Origin of the sequence: Methylorubrum subtropicum, assembly GCF_038442325.1 — a bacterium.
In the GTDB taxonomy this organism is placed as follows: domain Bacteria; phylum Pseudomonadota; class Alphaproteobacteria; order Rhizobiales; family Beijerinckiaceae; genus Methylobacterium; species Methylobacterium subtropicum.
The window spans coordinates 170,199-187,794 of record NZ_JBBXMW010000001.1; the positions used below are offsets into that span (position 1 = coordinate 170,199).

Below are 17,596 nucleotides of genomic sequence, written 5' to 3' on the forward strand. Positions count from 1 at the left end.
GAGCCACCGCCCCATGGACAATGCCCGAAGCTGGGTCCGCACCGGCCTCCTGACCGGCGCCGCCTTGGCCCTGTGCGTGGCGGCATGGATGCTGCTGCCGATCGAGGAGTGGCTGCGGGTTTTCTCCCGCTGGGCCAACGGCTTCGGCCCCTACGGCCTCGCCGTGTTCGGGCTTCTCTTCTTCCTCGCGACGCTGCTCGTCGTGCCCGGCACGCCGCTCACCATCGCGGGCGCGGTCGCCTACGGCTGGGCGGTGATGCCGGTGGTGCTGGTCTCGGCCACGCTCGGCTCCTGGCTCGCCTTCTTCGCCGCCCGGCACCTGTTCCGCGAGCGGGTGCGGCGGCTCATCGCCCGCAAGCCGCGATGGCGCGCCACCATGGAGGCGGTCGGCGACGGCGGCTGGCGCCTGCTGACCCTGATGCGGCTCAGCCCGTTCGTGCCGTTCAACGCGCAGAACTACGTCCTCGGGGTGACGGATGTGCGCACCGGCGCCTATCTGGTGTCGACGGTGATCGGCATGCTGCCCGGCACGGTGGTCTGCGTCTATCTCGGCGCCATCGGCCGCCGGGCCGGCAGCGACGAGCCGACCCACTGGATCACCCTCGGCCTCGGGCTGGTTGCGACCGTCGTCGCGGTCGAGATCACCCGGCGGCGGGTGAAGGCCAAACTGGAGCAGGCCGAGATGGGCAAGGCGGCGATTGGCGAGACGGACGGGGCCGGCGCGGGCGCATGAGAGCGGACATCGAAGACGGCGCCCCCGCGACGGGCTGGCTGCGGCCGGGGCTCACCTGCTGGCGCCGGGAGCGGGCGCACCGCGCCGCGGTGCTGCACGACGGCGCCGCCTACTTCGCCGCCGCCCGCGCCGCTTTGGTGAAGGCGCAAGACACCATCACCCTGATCGGCTGGAGCTTCGACCCGCGGGTGCGCCTCCTGCCCTCCGCCGGTGACCCGGATTCCGATCAGACCATGGCCGACCTGCTGCGCGCCCTCAAGGCGGCGCGGCCGGAGCTGACCATCCGCATCCTGATCTGGGACATGCCCTGGCCGATCTCGGCGGGCAACGACCACACCCCCGACAGCGTGCGGGCGAGCCTCGGCACCGGCATCGATTTCCGCATCGACGACACGCTGCCCTACGGCGCCTGCCAGCACCAGAAGATCCTTGTGATCGATGATCGGATCGCCTTCTGCGGCGGCAGCGACTTCGAGGTGAACCGCTGGGACACGCCGGCCCACCGCGACCGCGACCCGCGCCGCCGCCTGCCGTCGGGCGAGGACTACCCGCCGCGCCACGACGTGATGATGCTGGTGGACGGCCCCGCCGCGAACGCGCTGGCCGACCTCGCCCGCGAGCGCTGGCGCCGCGCCACCGGCGAAACCCTCTTGCCCACGCTCGACACGCCGGTCGATCCCTGGCCCGAGACCGTGGCGCCGCTCCTCACCGAGGTCGAGGTCGGGCTCTCACGCACCGAGCCGGCGGTGTCCGGCCGCGCGGCGGTGGCGGAGAACGCCGCGCTCTACCTCGCGACGATCCGGGCCGCGAAGGAGGTCATCTATCTGGAGAACCAGTACCTCGCCTCGCCGGTGGTGGCCGACGCCCTGCGGGCGCGGCTCGCCGAGCCGGACGGGCCCGAGATCGTGATCGTGCTGTCCGAGCGCAGCCCCAACGGCTTCGACCAGCTGACCATGGACAGCGCCCGCCGCGGCCTGATCAAGGGCCTGCGCCGGGCCGACCGGCACGGCCGCCTGCGGATCGTCGCCCCGCACACGCCCAAGGGCCAGCCGATCCTGATCCATTCCAAGGTCGCGCTCATCGACCACCGCTTCCTACGGATCGGCTCGACCAACCTCAACAACCGCTCCTTCGGCTACGACACCGAGTGCGACCTTTCCATCGAACTCCGCCCCGACGACGCAGCGGGCCGCGCGGCGCTCGACCGGGTACTGCACGCGCTGCTGGGCCATCACGGCGGCTGCCCGTCCGACACCTTCGCGCGGGCCTATGCCGAGCGGGGCAGCTTGCGCGCCGTCATCGACGATCCCGCGCTGATGCCCTCGCCGCGGCTCTGCACCCTCGTCCCCTCCCACCGCGGCCCCATCGCCCGCTTGGTCGAGGCTTTTCACCTCGGCGATCCGGCCAGTTCGGAGGACGCGTGGCGCCCGTGGCGGCGGCGCAGGGTGCTGCGCCGGGTGCGACACGGGGAGCCGGTGGAAGCGGTGCCCCCGGTGGAGACGGTTGAGGCATAGGCTCGCCGTCATTGCGAGGCGAAGCCGAAGCAATCCAGGGCGCGCGCTTTCCAGACAGAGCGAAACCGAGCCGACGCAGCGGTTCTCGGCGCGCTTCATTCTGAGCCTGCGGAGCGCTGGATTGCGTCAGTTCCGCCTCGCAATGACGGGGTGGAGCGGACGGCGAGACGTCCAACCGGGGCCGGGCTACGCCCCCGGCATCCTTGCCGAGATCACCCGGTCCGTCACCGCCTCGGCCGCGACCCCGATCGCGGCACCCACCGCCACATCGACGGGGAAATGCGCGCCGCGCACGAGCTGCACCGCGATGACCCCGGCGGCGGTGGCGTAGGCCGCGCCCGCCAGCTCCGGCCGGGAGCGGGCCACGGCGCGGGCAACCGCCGTGCTGAGCGCGGCGTGGCCCGAGGGGAAGGATTGCCAGGGGCCGTCGTTCGGCCCCATCGGCCCGCGCACGTAGCGGCCGGTGTCCATCAGGACGTTGGGCCGGGTGCGGTGGAGCGTGCGCTTCAGGCTGGTCTTGACGAGGCTCGCCAGCACGCCCGCAGCGAGCATCCGCCCGCCGGTCTCGGTCAGCGCCCGGTCGCGGGTGGCGAGGCCCCAACCCAGTGTGCCGACGGACATCGCCAGCAGCGCCTCCCAGCTCCCGACCTCGCCCGCGGCGATCACCGCGGGCATCACCGGATGGTCCTTGGCCCCCGCGAGCGCGACCCCGGCACGGATATCCGCGGCCTCGATCGCGCCGACGGATTCCGTCGCCCGTTCGGTTGCATCCCTGATGTCGTTCGGCGCAAGCATGGCCGCTAACGCGCGAACGGCTCGGATCGATGCGTAGCCGTGTGAGCGGTGGTTACCGGTCGAAAAGGGCCTGCAAGGCGGCGCGATCCTTGGTGCCCGGCAGGGCGATCAGGGTCAGGATGCGGGCCTTGTCCGGCGTCAGGTCGCCCGCGAACACGGCGCCGGCCTTGCGCAGGGTGTTGCCGCCGCCCTTGAAGCCGTAGACCGGCAGCGCGCGACCGTCATAGACCTTGGTGGCGACGATCACCGGCACGCCCTTGGCGATGGCGTCCGCGATGGCGTCATGCATCTCGGCGTTGACGTTGCCCCAGCCATAGGCCTCGACCACGATGGCCTCGGCGCCGCTCTCGGCGGCGTGGCGGACCTGCGAGCCGTCGGCGCCGGCATACATCGAGACGAGATCGACCCGCGGCATCCGCTCCGGCAGCGGCAGGGTCTGGCGCCGCAGGGACTTGCGGCTGAACACGACGCGGTCCTCATCGACGTAGCCGAGGATGCCGGCATCGCCCGAATCGAAGGTCTCGACGTTGCTCGTGTGGGTCTTGCGCACCTCGCGCGCCGCGTTGATGCGGTGGTTGAGCGTCACCGTCACGCCCATCTCGGCCGCACCCTCGGCGAGGATCTGGCGGGCGGCGTTGAGGAGATTGCGCGGGCCGTCGGCGTCCGCGTCCGAGGCGTTGCGCTGGGCGCCGACCAGCACGACGGGCTTCGGGCTCGTCAGGGTCAGGTCGAGGAAGTAGGCGGTCTGGTCGAGGGTGTCGGTGCCGTGCAGGACGATGGCGCCGCGGATTTCGGGATCGGCCAGGATCGCGTCGATCCGGCGGGCGAGCGCGGGCCAGCGGTCGGGCCCCATGTAGTCGCTCGGCACGTTGCTGAACTCGGTCACCTGGATCGTGGCGATGTCCTTCAGCTTCGGCACCGCCGAGACGAGATCCTCGCCCGAGAGCGCGGGCACCGGCGCATGGGTCTGCGGATCGAGCTTCATCGCGATGGTGCCGCCGGTGGCGACGACCGCGATCTTCGGCGGCTCGGCGGCGGCGGGCCCACCGCCGAGGGTCGCCGCAGCCATGAGGCCGAACGCGGTCAGGTTGCCGATGGTCTTCGTCATCGTCGGATCGCCGTCTTCGCTGGTGGTCCGTCCGGACCGTCCCACCCGTTATAGCGCATCGCCCAAAATCCGGGTTTCGAAAGGACAAGTCCTTTCGCGGGTCCAGGGCGGAGCCCTGGTTTGGGAGGGAAACCGGGGCTCTGCCCCGGTGCCCCGCCAAAGGACTCGTCCTTTGGGAACCCCTTACGGGCTCATCGACAGCCGGATTTCGGCGAGCACCGGGAGATGGTCGGAGGCGCGGCGGGGCAGGGGGCCGTCCACGACCGCGAGGCGTTCGACCGTGACGCCCGCGCCGACGAAGACGCGGTCGAGGCGTAAGAGGGGGAGGCGGCTCGGGAAGCTCGCGCGGCCCTCGATCCGGGCGGCGACGCCGCGCGCGTCGGTGAGATGGCGGGCGAGGCGGCGGTAGGCGCGGGTCCAGCCGGTGGCGTTGAAGTCGCCCATGAGCACGGTCGGGGCCCGGCAGGCAGGGTCGGCGAGCCAGTCGGGGCCGAGCATCGCCTCGGCCTGGGCGATGCGCTCGGCGCCGAGCAGGCCGAGATGGGTGTTGAGCACCTGAAGCCGTGCGGCGCCGACCTCGACCTCGACCCAGAGCGCGCCGCGGGGTTCGAGCTTCGGCTTGCGGATCAGGCCGGGCAGGAGGCCGGCGCGTTGCAGCCGCGAGGGGAGGCGGGTGAGGATCGCGTCGCCGTAGCGCTCCTCCTCGACGTGCAGCGCGGGATGGAAATGCGGGGTCATGCCGAGCCGCCGGGCGATCTCGTCGGCCTGATCGAGGCCGTTGGTGCGGGCGCGCCCGACATCGACCTCCTGCAAGGCGACGGTGTCGGCCCCCGTCGCGGCGATCACCTCGGCGATCCGCTCCGGCGCGACCCGGCCGTCGGTGCCGCGGCAATGGCGGATGTTGTAGGTGAGGAGGCGGACCCGGCCGTCCACCCCGGCGACGGCGCCGCCTCCCCCTGCGATTGCCCCCTGATCCACGCCGTCTCCCCGCCGCCTGCCGCGAACCGAACGCCGCGCGGCGCGAACCGATCCCTGCCGACCCTCGCGCGTTTCCTGCACCGCACCATATCGGAGCGGGATCGCGCGGCGCCGCCGCGACTTGTTGGGAAGACAGACGGGACGGCCGAGGATGACGGGAGCATGAGGACCGAGGACGCCAGCGCCCGCTATGCCGACCTCGACGCCTGGGGCGGCGGCGACATCCTGCAGGCGTTGTGGGAGGGGCAGCTCGCCGCCGTGGCGGCGGTGGGGCCGGCCCTGCCCGCGATCCAGGCGGCGGCGATGGCCGCGGAGAAGGGTCTGCGGGCCGGCGGGCGGCTCGCCTATGTCGGGGCGGGCACCTCCGCCCGCATCGGCGTGCAGGACGGGGCCGAGTTGCCGCCGACCTTCGACTGGCCGGGCGAGCGGCTGGCCTTCGCCATCGCGGGCGGCGAGGGCGCGTTGATGCAGGCGGTGGAGGATGCCGAGGATTCGGGTGCGGACGGCGCCGCCTGGGTCGCGCGGAGTGAAATCGGCCCCGGCGACGTGGTGGTGGGCTTGGCCGCGAGCGGCAGCACGCCGTACACGCTCGCCGTGCTGCGCGACTCCCGCGCCCGCGGCGCCGTCACGGTCGGCATCGCCAACAACCCCGGCACGCCGATCCTGGAGACGGCCGAATACGGCATCCTCGCCGCCACCGGCGCGGAGGTGCTGGCGGGCTCGACCCGGCTGAAGGCCGGCACCGCGCAGAAGGTGATCCTCAACCTGTTCTCGACGCTGCTGATGATTCGCCTCGGGCGGGTCTATCGCGGGCGGATGGTGGCGATGCGCCCGACCAACCGGAAGCTGCGCGCCCGCGGCGTCGCCATGGTGGCGGAACTCGCCGGCTGCGACGCGGGCGTCGCCGAGCGCGCGGCGGCGGAAGCGGGCGGCGACGTGAAGCTCGGCGTGCTGATCGCGGGTGGGGCCAGCCGCGAGCGGGCCGAAGCCCTGCTCGCCCGCCACGACGGCAACCTGCGCCGGGCGCTCAGCGAGGGGGACGACCGATGAGCGCGACCTTCATGGCGCGGGAGATCGCCGAGATCCCGCAGGCCGCCGAGCGGCTGATCGCCGGGGGCGAGGCGACGCGGATCGCCAAGGCCTTGAACCCGAAAAAAATTCCGTTCGTGGTGGTGTGCGGGCGGGGCAGCTCGGGCCATGCCGGCGTGGCGCTGCGCTACCTCATCGAGACCCGGCTCGGCCTGCCGGTCTCGGCCTCGGCGCCCTCGGTCGTCACCGGCTATGCCCGGCCGCCGCGGGTCGAGGGCGCGCTGTTCGTCGTCGTCTCGCAATCGGGCCGCTCGCCCGATCTCGTCGCCGCGACCGAAGCGGCGCGGGCCGGCGGCGCGCTGACGCTGGCGCTCGTCAACGATGCCGACTCCCCCGCGGCACGGGCGAGCGACCTCGTCCTGCCGATCCTCGCCGGCCCCGAGCGGGCAGTGGCGGCGACCAAGACGGTGACCAATTCGATGATCGCGGGCGCCGCCCTCGTGGCCGCCTGGGCGGGCGACCGGGCGCTTGCGGAGGGGCTCGACGCCCTGCCCGGACGCCTCGGCCCAGCGCTCGCCCTCGACTGGTCGCCCTGGGGCGCCGACCTCGACGGCGCCCCCGCCGCCTTCGTGACGGGGCGCGGACACGGCCTCGGCACCGTGCGCGAGATCGCCCTGAAGCTCGCCGAGACCCTGCGGCTGCCGGCACTCGGCTACTCGGCGGCCGAATTGCGCCACGGGCCGCGGGCCTCCGTCTCGGCCGGCACGCCCGTGCTCGCCCTGCGGCAGGCCGATGCGGTGGCCGACGGCATCGACGACCTCGTGCGCGACCTCCGCCGCGACGGCGTGCGGGTGCAGGCCTGCGGCGGGCCCGCCGGCACGCTGCCCTGGCTCGGCGACGGCCATCCGGCCTGCGATCCCATCGCCATGCTGGTGCCGGCCTACCGCGCCATTGAGGCCGAATCCCGCCGCCGCGGCCTCGATCCGGACGCGCCCGCGGGGCTGACCAAGGTCACGGAGACCCTGTGACGGCGCCGCCGGACCACGCCATCGCCGCCGAGCGCGTCTTCGACGGCGATTTCTTTCGACATAACCACGTGGTGCTGCTCCGAGGCGGCGCGATCATCGACGTGACCGACGCGCCGCCGCCGGGCGTGCCGGTGACGCGCCTGCCGCCGGGCGCGATCCTGGCGCCGGGCTTCATCGATGTTCAGGTCAACGGCGGCGGCGGGGTGCTGCTCAACGACGATGGCAGCGTCGAGGGCATCCGGCGCATCGCCGAAGCGCACCGGGCCGGCGGCACCACCGGGTTCCTGGCGACGCTGATCACCGACACGCGCCCCGCGATTGCACGCGCCATCAAGGGTGTGGCGGAAGCGATCCGGGCCGGCGTGCCCGGCCTGCTCGGCATCCATCTCGAAGGGCCTTTCTTAAGTCCCAAGCGCATCGGCATCCACGATCCGGCCCGGCTCGCCCGCTTCGGCGAGGGCGACGCGGCGCTCCTCACCGGCTTGGGCACCCGCGGCATCACCCTGGTGACGCTGGCTCCCGAAGAGGTGCCGCCCGGCGCGGTGGCCGATCTCGTCGCCCGCGGCGCCCGCGTCTGCGCCGGCCACACCGCCGACGACGGCGCGGCGATCCGGCGGGCGCTCGGAGAGGGGCTTTCCGGCTTCACCCACCTGTTCAACGCCATGTCGCAGGTCGGCCCGCGCGAGCCCGGCGCCGTCGGCGTCGCTCTGGCGGAGGAGGGCGCCTATGCCGGCATCATCGCCGACGGCCACCATGTCGGCGACCTCCAGCTTCGCCTCGCCCTGCGCCTCAAGGGCCGGGACCGCCTGATGCTGGTCTCCGACGCGATGCCGCCGGTCGGCGACGCGTCCGACGGCTTCACCCTGTTCGGCCGCCGCATCCGCCGCGACGGCGACCGCCTCACCGGCGCGGACGGCACGCTCGCGGGCGCGGCCATCACCATGGCCGAGGCGGTGCGCCACATGAGCGGGCGCGGCGGCGCGACCCTGGCCGAGGCGCTGGCGATGGCCGCGCTCACCCCCGCCCGCTTCCTCGGCCTCGATCACCGGCTCGGCCGGATCGCGCCGGGTTTTTGCGCCGACCTCGTCGCCCTGGGGCCGGACCTCTCCGTCGTCGGGACCTGGATCGGCGGCCGGGCCCGACCGGAGGCCGCCGGCCGTCAGTCGTAACGCAGGTAGTCGCCCACCAAGCGGCGGAAGTGATCGATGTCGATCCTCACGCTATCGGCCTGCGGGTGGTCGCGCTTGACCGATTTGACGATGTTCTCGCAGATGTACGTCCCGTAGATCATCCGGCGGGCCGCCGCCAGAACCCAGAAGGCCGGCGTCGAGTAGGTGGACGGGATGATCTCCAGCACCTTCGTGCCCGGCTTGCAGAACAGGACGTTGGTCATGCCGGCGCCGTGCAGCGACACGACCGTGTCCGCGTGGTGGAAGATCGAGGCCTGCTCCACGGGCGTATATTCGGAGGCGGCGAAGCACCGGAAGCCGATCGATTTGAGATAAGTCTCGAACGCGTCCTCGTTCACCACCCTCCGATCGGGGGCATCGCTGCGCGAGAGATAGATCTTCGAGCCCAAGTCGACATCGGAGCGGGGCAGGATGTTCTCGCGCAGGAACTCGACCGCCCAGGGCGCGCCCTTGTAGGCCGGGTGGAAGATGTGCGACAGCCCGGACGGCATGTAGACGTTCCGGGCGCGCAGCGCGCCCCATTTCGGCAGGCTGAGACAGCGCTCGGGTCCGATGCCGAACGCCTCCAGCAGCTCGGTCTGCCAGCGGCTCGTCAGGGGCAGCGTCAACACGAAGATGTCGGGATTGTCCCGGATCGCCTTGAGCCGCGGGAGCCAGTCGCAGAGCCAGTGGCTGAAATTCAACCCGCCGACATCGTCCAGCATGACGAACACGTCGCCGTCGATCTGCTTCGCGTTGGCGAAATCGATCATCCGCCCGTTATCGACATAGCCGTACAGGAGACTGTAGTAGGAGCTGTAGTTCGGCTCGATGTTCAAGTCGGCATCGAACAGGGTCGGCGCATCGTAGACCATGCCGACGAAGCCATTCTCGACCTTCGCCACCGTGAACGGCTGCGTCGCCGTCACCATCGGACGCGTGAAATCCCACTTCGGGAAGTTGATCGGCGCGCCGTTGAAAAGGATCGGCGGGCACAGCAGGCTGACCGAGGCCTCCTCGACCTCGATGATGTCGCGGGCGGTGAAATAGGTCGTGTTGCAGGTCTTGACCTCCTGATTCATCAGGCGATCGTAGAATTGCTTGATCTCGTTCGAGTTGCCGAGCGGCGTTCCGGGCGCGAGATGCCGGCCCAGCTCGTTCATGGCATCGACCTTCGAATTGTTCTTCTGAAGGTTGAAGCCGTGCCGCGGCTCGATCGTGCGCGCGGACGGCGCGACGGGGGCCGTCGCGGTCGGCTCGACGCTCTTCACCGGCTCGACGCTCTTCGCCCGCTCGAGATCGACCTTGACGAGGTCGATGCAGAATTTCACGAAACGGGGGATGTCAGCGAAGAGGTAATTGCTGAAATACGGCGCGTGGTTGCGGTCGTTGGTCGGATCGTCGGTGTCCGCGATGTCTTCGAGCGCAACGTAGTGGGGCAGGATCGAATCCTGCGACTGCTTCTGGACCCATCCGGCCGGCAAGCTCTGCAGGATGGACCGGTTGGCGTGGACGATGCCGGGCATGACGAACAGCCAGCCGAACTTGTGCTGCTGCGTTCCGTGATGCGAGATGTAGAAGTGGCAGCGGGAGCCGTTGGCGATGCTCTGCGCCAGCGTGCAGGCGGTCCCGTCGAACACCCGCCCGGCCAGCCCCTCGGGCAGCGCGGCGATCAGGGCCGCCGCCCGCTCCGACACCCGGCGACTGATGGCGAGGTGCCGATCCATAGCCGCCGGCGCGATGCCGTCCGGGTCCGTCGGCACGGAATAGCCGTCGAGATAGATGTCGATCTTGTCCGACAGCGCGCACAGCTCGACGATGATCGCGCGGAACGCCTCGTCCTCGTTGAGCGCGTGCCGGTAGAGCGAGCGCAGGGTGATGACGACGCGGTACCGGTCGTCGGCGGCGAAGAACGAATCCAGCGGATGCTTGTCGAGGCAGACCGCGGTGATGATTCCCTTCGCCTCGTTGGACAGCACTTCCGAGCCGGCGGCGTAGAGCAGGGCGTTGTATTTCACCCCGTATCGAAGCGTGTTCTTCTGCACGCCCGCGAATTTCTCCGCGAGCTTCGTTCGCTCCAGAAGCTCCGGCAGCTTGGCGACCGTTCCCGGCTGGGCCATGATCGCGGTGTTGCAGAACTTTCTCTCGTCGAGCTTCAGCAGCCCGGAGAACTCGTTCCAGAACTCATGGGCGAAGTTCTCGTGGCCGTAGACGTAGACGAACGGCGCAAGCGGCTCGTCCGATGATCGGTCGGCCTTGATTTCCGCGACGCGTCCTTCGAAATAGGACAGGCCGATGAAGCTCGGATCGTAGTACAGCGTCTCGGAATCGACGACGTACGCCCCCTGGATGGCGTAGCCGGTCGCGATCGGCGTCGAGATCAGCCAGATCGTGCCGCCCATCTTCGACACGAACTCGTAGGAGAACGACTTCGGCAAATGGATGATCGAGCGCTTGGCGCGCGCCTCGATGTTCAGCAGCGGGTGCGGCATCGCCCAGCCGATTTCCTCGTTGCGCCGGCTTTGATACTTCCTCAGCTTCCGGTCGTGCGTATAACCGTTGACGCTCTTGAAGATGCGCGCCACGTTCTTGACGATCTCGTCGGCCTGATGGGCCGCGTCTTTAATATTGATTGTCGTCAGCATCGGATTGTCCGTAAGTGAAACGAAGCGCCGCGATCCCGGAGCAGCGAGGCCCGGCCTTCCGTCGTCGGCTTCACGGCGCCCCCGCACCGCGCCTGTCGGCTCCCGGCCTCGGCTCAGAGGCGGTTCCGGGGCACCGCGGACCGGCCGAGCGCCGTCGATAGCCCCGCCGGCCCGGGCCCGGCCCGAGGCCGCACGATCTCGGCTTCGTTCATTCCATAGCTCCGCATTCCCGACCGGGACGGTCGCTGCCGCCGCGCCGAACTACCACCCTCCGAGGCCGGCACCTAGCGCTGTTGCCGACCGCCCTGAACCGGTTGGGGGTTTTCTCGACGGATCGATGGGGTCACCGTCGTCATCGGATCCGCGCGAGCGCGTCGTGAAGGCCGTGTCCGAGGGCGCCTCGCGCCGTCAGTCGGCGCGGGCGAGGTCGTCGGGTGGTAGGCCTCGAAGCACGATCCCCTGCTTCTTCAGCATTCCCTCTGCGAGGAAACGGGCCTCGTCAAGACGGTTGCAGGCCAGGGCCTCGCGCGCCCGTTGTGCAACCGCGCCGTAGTGTCGAGCCCGGCCTGAGCGCCGGGCCTCGTCGATCGGCTGCTCCCGCAGGCGGCACAGGTTCTCCGTGTCAAGGAGCTGGCTGTAAAAGTCCTGCACCATCCGGGCGAGTTGCGCTTGGGTCAGCATCGGCGTCGTGCGCAGGACCAAGAAGAGGTTCTCAGAGGCGACGTATAACCGACATGCGCGCAGCTTGGCAGTGCGCGGGTCTGACGTAGCCAGGCTGCGCACAAGCTCGCGGCGTCCAAGCCACGGCCGCAGGTCGTCCGGTACCCGCCGCCGGAAATGGTAGGTTGTCTTGCGTAGGACGACGTTGAAGAGGGCTGCCACCAAGCTCCTTCGCCGCCCTTGAGACGGCTTGTGTAGCAGCGAAGTGTAGCAACCGGCTCGCTCCGCAGGACGGCTGGGCGAGAAGCTGAGCGATCTGAAGGACTTGGCTTAGAAGTTGGCTGGGGCGCCAGGATTCCCACCCAGCATGACCTCAGCAGACCGCATCAACTAAGTTATTGCAATTGCAGGCACTTTAGCTTCTTGCGCACACGCAGTGGATACGATCCTGCGCTCATTGCCAAGGGGCCCTTCTTGCAATCCACAGGCAGCCAAAAAGCAGCGCGTTTTTGCTCACTCAGCTTGATCTGAGGCAGGTCGAGGGTCTGCCGTTGGGGTCTTTCGGTTCATGATTGCGAACTAGGCCACCTTCCCGGTCACTGTCATGGCGCGCATGCTCGGCGTGTCGAAGGCCGAGTACCACGCCTGGGCTGCGAATAAGCCCAGGGGTCCTTGGGCGCGGGGTTCAGCGTGCCGGGTACGACGCGGATCGCAGTGTCCCGTGGATCTTGATGATGGTCTCGACGAGGTCAGCACTCTTGGATAGGTCGGCATACCGGCCCGAGCGAAGGTACCGTCGAAAAGCGATCTGCATGTCCACGGCGCGCGCGTAGTTAGCGCGCCGGATGAGCCATTCAGTATCCTTGATCGTCGCTATCGGGTCGACGAAGGCGGCCCGCGACTGGAGATAGCGGGCGCCGTCCTCCGAGAATTCGAAGCGGAGCCACGTCAGGCCGTCGACGATATCGGCGCCGGCGAGGAAGTAGAGAGGCGTCATGAACGGATCTAGGGCGCCGAAGGCATGGATCGGCTTGTCGACGCCGCACTCGTCGAGGAGAGCACGCAGGCGCGCGACAAACGTCAGCCGTTCGATGAGCGAGGATCCGGCCTCCTTCTCCGTGACGCCGATGACATCGAAGCCATCAAGTAGCGGGACGTGCTCGGTCACGGACTCTATCGTCAAGCGTTCCCCGTCCATCGGCTTGAGGAGGAACGCGCTCCCGAAGCGCGACCGCCGCTCGTCGAGGGCGGCCTCGATTTGCCGACCGATGGACAGTGACGTGCGGTCGTAGCTAACCGCGATGACGGGAACATCGATCTCTATCTCCGCCAGCGTCTCGGCGTATATCTCCGCGGACCACTCAAAGGCGGCATGGTCGGGGTTTCCTCCCCTGCGCCGGCCCTCATCGTCGACCAGCCCCTCGTAGCCGCCGCTGTCGACGATGATCAGGGGAACTTGGAATCGCCTCGGATCGACCGCGTGGTGGCGGATGTCATACGCGCTGACGAGGACGGGGCTGACAATGAAGTCTGCGGTCATCTTCAATGCAGTGCTCACCGAGATCCTCGGGAGAGCCTTGCTGGAATAGGACGGAACCACGAGCGGTCCCTCGACGACGACCTTGCCTCCGACGAATATTGGGCGGGGCCCGCGCGAACTCGACTGCGGCATCGATCATCCAAATGACGCCGCACCCGCCCGATGCGCCGCGAGAGGAGGCGCCCTATTGGGGCACGCGAGAACTGGATACTGCAGCAAGGCGGTCATCGAGGGAAGACACCCGATCCCGCTTGCAAAAATTGGCGACACGCTCAGCCATCTATGCGTTTTCCTGCATAAGACGCCGAATCGCGATTAGCGCATTCCGCAGCGGTGGCGACAGCATTGCCATGGCGAATAGATCCCGAATCTCGCCGGCGCCGTCGGCTGGCGATGTACCGAGATGGCGGTCCAGGGCCGACTGGTACTTCCCTACCTTCTGAATGAGACAGTTCCTTAGCCGAGAGACCGTCGGCTGGCTGACACCGAGAACCACCGCAATCTGCGCGTCGGACAACCCGCACTGCGAGATCGTTGCTGCCATGCGGATCTGAGCGAAGGACTTTTCCATTGCGGTTTTATGCATATTCCTGCATAAAACCGCAAGGAGTTCACGGCGATGCAGGCGGTATGGGCTGGACATGGCGCGACGGCGCGGCTGATCGCGTTGCCGGACGGCGCGGAGGAGGTCGTGCACGGAGTTCGTTGGGGCAGCCCGGATTTCCCCGGAACGCCGGCTTATTGGGCCGTGCGGTGCCAATGGGGCTGGGACGACGTGCCCAGCTTCGCGTGCGGTGCTGGCACGCTCGCGGAAGAAATCGGCTTCTGCCTGCTCGGAGGCTACAGCGTCACCTTCGAGGCCAACATGGCGGCATTCGCCTGGCTGAGACAAAACGATGTGTTCGACCTCGAAGCCGAGATTGACGCCGACGAAATCGTGAAGCTCCTATCCACGCCCTTGGTCGTCGATGGCCGACCGCGTCGCTATCGCTTCCCGAACCAGCGCGCGATGCGGATCTCCGCCATGCGCCGCCGCATGATCGAAGCGCCGCCGGCTCCCACCTCGGCGCAGGTCTTGCGCGACGACCTTATGACCTTCGACGGCATCGGGCCGAAGACGGCCTCTTGGATCGTACGAAACCACCTCGACAGCGACGAGGTCGCCATCATCGACGTCCACGTCCTCCGGGCTTGCCGGCGCATGGGCCTGTTTCCAGAGGACATCTCGCTTCCTCGGGACTACCTCAGCCTCGAGAAGGCGTTTCTCAATTTCGCCAGGGCGATAAACGTGCGATCCTCGCTCCTCGACGCTGTGATGTGGACGGAGACGAGGGCGGCGCCGCGTTGATGCCGGCGGCCACGTCGGGCAGGGAGACTAGAGCATATGGGCGGGTCCGATCCGAATCCGCCGAACCGCGGCCCTTCGCAGGGGCTCGGATCGGGCGGGAACTGCCCCTCGCGGATCGCCACAACCATCGCGGGACCGGCCGCGGGCATCGCCAAGGGGGAATGGCTGGACGTGCGTGTCGACAGGACGGGTGGCCACCCCCGCGTCGTTCTTGTCGACGAGGTGACGCTTGCGACGGTCGGCTCCCTCGCCGGCATCCCCGACCTGGCGACTTTGATCAGGTGCCTGGAGCAGGACATTCCCTACAGGGCTTATGTCGACCACGTGGACGGCGGTCGGATCGACGTCACCGTCATCAGGGGCTAGCGGCTTGCTGATTGGTGGCGGCGTCTACGCCGAGACCTGCGTCACACCGGCGCGAATCGCCCTCTTTGGCTCCGGCGGCCGCGCGGCGATGGTTGCGGCCGATCTAGGCGGCGTGGTCGTCCTGCACACCTTCCACCCGGAGGCGCTGCGAGACGACATTGAAGCGAACTTCAACCCGGCCGGCATCCGGGTCATCGTGCACCCGAGCCCGCATCGCCTGTGTTTCGAATATCTGCATCCGATGGCCCGGCCGCGAATCACCCCATTTCCGGCTGGGCGCGCGATCACCGTTCCGCTCGAAGGGGAGCAGGTACTGCGCTTCGGCTGCATCGAGGGTGACTTCCGGGTGGCGGCCGCGCGGGCCGTTTACGATCCACAGTCCGGCTCAGACCCGGCGCCGTTCGGCGCCAACGGCTCGACGGCCGGGAGCTTGGCGATGATCCTGAACGCAAACGAACTGCGCGGAATGGCCGGCACAGATGACCTGGGTCACGCGGCCACGTACGTGATGCGCGATGCCGCATCGACGGTGCTTGTCGTTAAGGACGGCCCGGCCGGTGCCTACGTGTTCGAGGGCCCCGGCTCGCCGCGATACGTACCGGCATATCCGACGGACTCGGTCTACAAGATAGGGTCCGGCGATGTTTTCTCCGCCACCTTCGCGCATGCCTGGATGTCCCACCGGGCCGAGGCCGCCGAGGCCGCGGACCGGGCCTCGCGCCGAACGGCCCAATACGTCGAGGCGCCGGTCTTCCCGCTTCCGTCCAAACTCCCGAACCGGGTGCCACGGCGGACGGATGCCCGGGGTCGTCGGGTGCTGCTCGCTGTCGACGGCGGGACAGCGTCGCGACGTTGGGTCCGCGAGGAGGCGGTCCGCGGGCTGCGGGACCTCGGGGCAACGGTCGTGCCTGGAGACGGCTGCTTCCCCCGGGACCGGGGACCGGTCCCTGCCGCCGTCGATCGGGCGACGTTCGACGTCGTCCTCGCGCATGCCGATGACAGGCGCACCGCCGCCGCCGTATTGCGGGCGGCCCTCGCGCTCGGGAAGCCCGTGGTCGTGTTCGCGGACGATCCGGCCGCTCTCGAGGCCGCCAGGAAGCTGGGCATCCCGGGAAGTGCCGACCTCTGCTCTGCCCTCTACCAAACGCAGTGGGTGCCGCTTTGAGGGTGCTTCTCCTGACTGGCGGGTTGGACTCGGCCGCGCTTGCCTGGATGCTCAAGATTGAGCGGGCGCTGTTCGTGGACTACGGGCAGCGGCCCGCGAAGGGGGAGGAGCGGGCCGCGCGGGCCGTCGCCGAAGCCCTCAGCATCCCCTTGGACATCCGGCGTGTCGATCTGTCCGCGTTCGGTCACGGCACGATGTCGGCGACGGGAGTCGCACTCCCATCGGCACGCAGCGCTCCGGAGTTCTGGCCCTATCGGAACCAGATGCTGATCACCCTCGCCGCGATGACCTACGCGGCCGAGCCACTGGCGGAGATCGTGATAGGGACGGTGGTCGGCGACGACGCTCATCCCGACGGACGCCCAGAGTTCCTGGACGCCATGGACCGCGTCGTGAGCCAGCAGTCCGGTGTCAGGGTCGTCGCCCCGGCGCTCGGAATGACAACCCTGGAACTGGTGAGGAAGGCCGCAGTGCCGCGATCCGTGCTCGGCTGGACCTTTTCCTGCCATACCGGCGAATGGGCGTGCGGAAGCTGCAGGGGCTGCCACAAACACCGTGACGTCATCGGCCGCCTTGATGAAGGCGAGCGCGTCGATCCGTTGCCTCGCAGTCCGGCCGGCGGCTCGGCTGAATAGGCTCGGCCGCCGTCGCGAGCGGGAGCGAGGATCTCGGACCCGCGACCGGCACGTCGAGTCCGGCCCAAGCACTAGGTCGCGGCCTCATAAAGCTCGCAGCCAGACCCGCAGGGCTGCGAGCTTGACGCTGGCCAGGAAATTGTCGGGATCCCTGTCGTAGCGCGTGGCAACAGCTCGGAAGTACTTGATCTTGCTGGAGAAGCGCTCGACCAAGTTGCGGTACTTGTACAGGAACGGGCTGAAGGCCAGCACCCGCTTGCGGTTGGGCATTGGCTTCACGTTCGCCCACGCACCTTGCTCAGCCATCCGGGTCCGCAACGCGTCACTGTCGTAGGCCCGATCCCCCAGCAGGATCTGGCCCGCGCCCAAACCGCCCAGCATGTCTGCGGCCGAGCGCCCATCATGCGCTTGGCCTACTGTGATCTTGAGGGCCACGGGGCGCCCCTCAGCATCCACCAGCGCGTGGATCTTGCTTGTCAGGCCGCCGCGCGAGCGACCCATGCCACCGGATCCGCCCTCTTTTTTGGGCGCAGGCGGCATGCTGATGCACCCGCACGCTCGTGGCGTCGATCATCTGCAGGTCGCCGTCGTAAGCCTTTGACGCCGCGTCCAGAAGCCGATCCCAGATGCCACGCTTGCGCCAGCGCCGGAAGCGGTTGCCGCAGGTCGTATGCGGGCCATAGCGCGCCGGGATATTGGCCCAGGGTGCACCCGTGCGTAGCCGCCAGAAGATCCCGTTCAGAACCCGCCGGTCGTCTACCCGCTCCTTGCCGCGCACATCCGTCGGCAGAAGCGGCTCGATCACCGCCCACTCCGCATCCGTTAGGTCAGACCGCGCCATCCAGGCCTCTCCTGCTCAGGGGGCTAACGATGCTGCGGCTCA

The 17,596-nt window shown here is 69.1% G+C and carries 16 protein-coding genes; 9 read left to right on the plus strand and 7 right to left on the minus strand.

Annotation, left to right across the window (positions count from 1 at the left end; translation table 11 throughout):
- Positions 1 to 13 precede the first annotated feature (13 nt).
- Entirely contained in the window at positions 14 to 733 is a 720-nt protein-coding gene (locus tag AAHG03_RS00815; protein WP_342148070.1) for a TVP38/TMEM64 family protein, read from the plus strand.
- On the plus strand, positions 730 to 2,247 hold the full coding sequence (locus AAHG03_RS00820; protein WP_342148071.1) for a phospholipase D-like domain-containing protein: 1,518 nt from the start codon (positions 730 to 732) through the stop codon (positions 2,245 to 2,247). Before AAHG03_RS00815 ends, AAHG03_RS00820 begins: the two co-directional genes overlap by 4 nt.
- Positions 2,248 to 2,433: 186 nt before the next feature.
- Here the strand turns inward: AAHG03_RS00820 and AAHG03_RS00825 are convergent, their stop codons facing one another.
- The 3 genes from AAHG03_RS00825 to AAHG03_RS00835 form a co-directional block, all read right to left on the minus strand.
- The gene (locus tag AAHG03_RS00825) at positions 2,434 to 3,042 is read right to left on the minus strand and encodes a phosphatase PAP2 family protein (protein ID WP_342148073.1); all 609 of its coding nucleotides are present in this window, start codon (positions 3,040 to 3,042) and stop codon (positions 2,434 to 2,436) included.
- A gap of 52 nt (positions 3,043 to 3,094) precedes the next feature.
- Positions 3,095 to 4,150: an asparaginase gene (locus AAHG03_RS00830; RefSeq protein WP_342148074.1), complete on the minus strand. Its 1,056-nt coding sequence runs from the start codon at positions 4,148 to 4,150 to the stop codon at positions 3,095 to 3,097.
- 183 nt (positions 4,151 to 4,333) lie between these two features.
- Positions 4,334 to 5,128 (minus strand): endonuclease/exonuclease/phosphatase family protein, encoded by a 795-nt coding sequence (locus tag AAHG03_RS00835; protein WP_342148075.1) that lies wholly within the window; start codon positions 5,126 to 5,128, stop codon positions 4,334 to 4,336.
- 162 nt (positions 5,129 to 5,290) lie between these two features.
- Between AAHG03_RS00835 and AAHG03_RS00840 the strand changes: the two genes are divergently transcribed.
- From AAHG03_RS00840 to nagA, 3 genes are read left to right on the plus strand one after another with little or no spacing between them, the layout of a single operon-like run.
- A complete protein-coding gene (locus AAHG03_RS00840; protein WP_342148076.1) occupies positions 5,291 to 6,178 on the plus strand; it encodes an N-acetylmuramic acid 6-phosphate etherase in 888 nt (295 codons plus the stop codon).
- Positions 6,175 to 7,185, plus strand: coding sequence for an SIS domain-containing protein (locus tag AAHG03_RS00845; protein WP_342148078.1), 1,011 nt, complete (start codon positions 6,175 to 6,177; stop codon positions 7,183 to 7,185). Before AAHG03_RS00840 ends, AAHG03_RS00845 begins: the two co-directional genes overlap by 4 nt.
- On the plus strand, positions 7,182 to 8,354 hold the full coding sequence (gene nagA, locus AAHG03_RS00850; protein ID WP_342148079.1) for an N-acetylglucosamine-6-phosphate deacetylase: 1,173 nt from the start codon (positions 7,182 to 7,184) through the stop codon (positions 8,352 to 8,354). The genes AAHG03_RS00845 and nagA overlap by 4 nt, the downstream gene beginning before the upstream one ends.
- On the opposite strand, the gene AAHG03_RS00855 is transcribed toward nagA, so the two are convergent.
- The 3 genes from AAHG03_RS00855 to AAHG03_RS00865 all read right to left on the minus strand — a co-directional run bounded on the left by AAHG03_RS00855 (position 8,345) and on the right by AAHG03_RS00865 (position 13,331).
- Positions 8,345 to 10,999, minus strand: a complete 2,655-nt coding sequence (locus tag AAHG03_RS00855; protein ID WP_342148080.1) for a glycosyltransferase family 61 protein — start codon at positions 10,997 to 10,999, stop codon at positions 8,345 to 8,347. The two genes, nagA and AAHG03_RS00855, sit on opposite strands and share 10 nt — an antisense overlap.
- Before the next feature lie 408 nt (positions 11,000 to 11,407).
- Positions 11,408 to 11,881 carry a DUF6538 domain-containing protein gene (locus AAHG03_RS00860; protein WP_342148081.1) on the minus strand — a complete coding sequence of 158 codons (474 nt, stop codon included), beginning with the start codon at positions 11,879 to 11,881 and terminating at the stop codon, positions 11,408 to 11,410.
- 463 nt (positions 11,882 to 12,344) lie between these two features.
- Positions 12,345 to 13,331: a hypothetical protein gene (locus AAHG03_RS00865; RefSeq protein ID WP_342148083.1), complete on the minus strand. Its 987-nt coding sequence runs from the start codon at positions 13,329 to 13,331 to the stop codon at positions 12,345 to 12,347.
- A 487-nt stretch (positions 13,332 to 13,818) separates the two neighbouring features.
- Between AAHG03_RS00865 and AAHG03_RS00870 the strand changes: the two genes are divergently transcribed.
- Genes AAHG03_RS00870 through AAHG03_RS00885 form a run of 4 tightly spaced genes read left to right on the plus strand, consistent with a single transcriptional unit; the run spans position 13,819 to position 16,713 of the window.
- Positions 13,819 to 14,547, plus strand: a complete 729-nt coding sequence (locus AAHG03_RS00870) for an 8-oxoguanine DNA glycosylase (protein WP_342148084.1) — start codon at positions 13,819 to 13,821, stop codon at positions 14,545 to 14,547.
- Positions 14,548 to 14,583: 36 nt separating this feature from the next.
- Positions 14,584 to 14,913: a hypothetical protein gene (locus AAHG03_RS00875; RefSeq protein ID WP_342148085.1), complete on the plus strand. Its 330-nt coding sequence runs from the start codon at positions 14,584 to 14,586 to the stop codon at positions 14,911 to 14,913.
- A gap of 4 nt (positions 14,914 to 14,917) precedes the next feature.
- A complete protein-coding gene (locus tag AAHG03_RS00880) occupies positions 14,918 to 16,078 on the plus strand; it encodes a PfkB family carbohydrate kinase (protein ID WP_342148086.1) in 1,161 nt (386 codons plus the stop codon).
- 2 nt (positions 16,079 to 16,080) lie between these two features.
- A complete protein-coding gene (locus AAHG03_RS00885; protein ID WP_342148087.1) occupies positions 16,081 to 16,713 on the plus strand; it encodes a 7-cyano-7-deazaguanine synthase in 633 nt (210 codons plus the stop codon).
- Positions 16,714 to 16,797: 84 nt separating this feature from the next.
- Here AAHG03_RS00885 and AAHG03_RS00890 read toward each other — a convergent pair.
- A protein-coding gene (locus AAHG03_RS00890; protein ID WP_342148088.1) for an IS5 family transposase occupies positions 16,798 to 17,554 on the minus strand; the annotation gives its coding sequence in 2 pieces (ribosomal slippage) (positions 16,798 to 17,239 and positions 17,238 to 17,554; 759 coding nt in all).
- Positions 17,555 to 17,596 lie beyond the last annotated feature (42 nt).

What these genes read in the sequence shown, in the direction of transcription:
- AAHG03_RS00815 (WP_342148070.1), top strand. Translation starts at nt 14, where the DNA reads ATGGACAATGCCCGAAGCTGGGTCCGCACCGGCCTCCTGACCGGCGCC.
- AAHG03_RS00820 (WP_342148071.1), top strand. Translation starts at nt 730, where the DNA reads ATGAGAGCGGACATCGAAGACGGCGCCCCCGCGACGGGCTGGCTGCGG.
- AAHG03_RS00825 (WP_342148073.1), bottom strand. Translation starts at nt 3,042, where the DNA reads ATGCTTGCGCCGAACGACATCAGGGATGCAACCGAACGGGCGACGGAA.
- AAHG03_RS00830 (WP_342148074.1), bottom strand. Translation starts at nt 4,150, where the DNA reads ATGACGAAGACCATCGGCAACCTGACCGCGTTCGGCCTCATGGCTGCG.
- AAHG03_RS00840 (WP_342148076.1), top strand. Translation starts at nt 5,291, where the DNA reads ATGAGGACCGAGGACGCCAGCGCCCGCTATGCCGACCTCGACGCCTGG.
- AAHG03_RS00845 (WP_342148078.1), top strand. Translation starts at nt 6,175, where the DNA reads ATGAGCGCGACCTTCATGGCGCGGGAGATCGCCGAGATCCCGCAGGCC.
- AAHG03_RS00855 (WP_342148080.1), bottom strand. Translation starts at nt 10,999, where the DNA reads ATGCTGACGACAATCAATATTAAAGACGCGGCCCATCAGGCCGACGAG.
- AAHG03_RS00865 (WP_342148083.1), bottom strand. Translation starts at nt 13,331, where the DNA reads ATGCCGCAGTCGAGTTCGCGCGGGCCCCGCCCAATATTCGTCGGAGGC.
- AAHG03_RS00870 (WP_342148084.1), top strand. Translation starts at nt 13,819, where the DNA reads ATGCAGGCGGTATGGGCTGGACATGGCGCGACGGCGCGGCTGATCGCG.
- AAHG03_RS00875 (WP_342148085.1), top strand. Translation starts at nt 14,584, where the DNA reads ATGGGCGGGTCCGATCCGAATCCGCCGAACCGCGGCCCTTCGCAGGGG.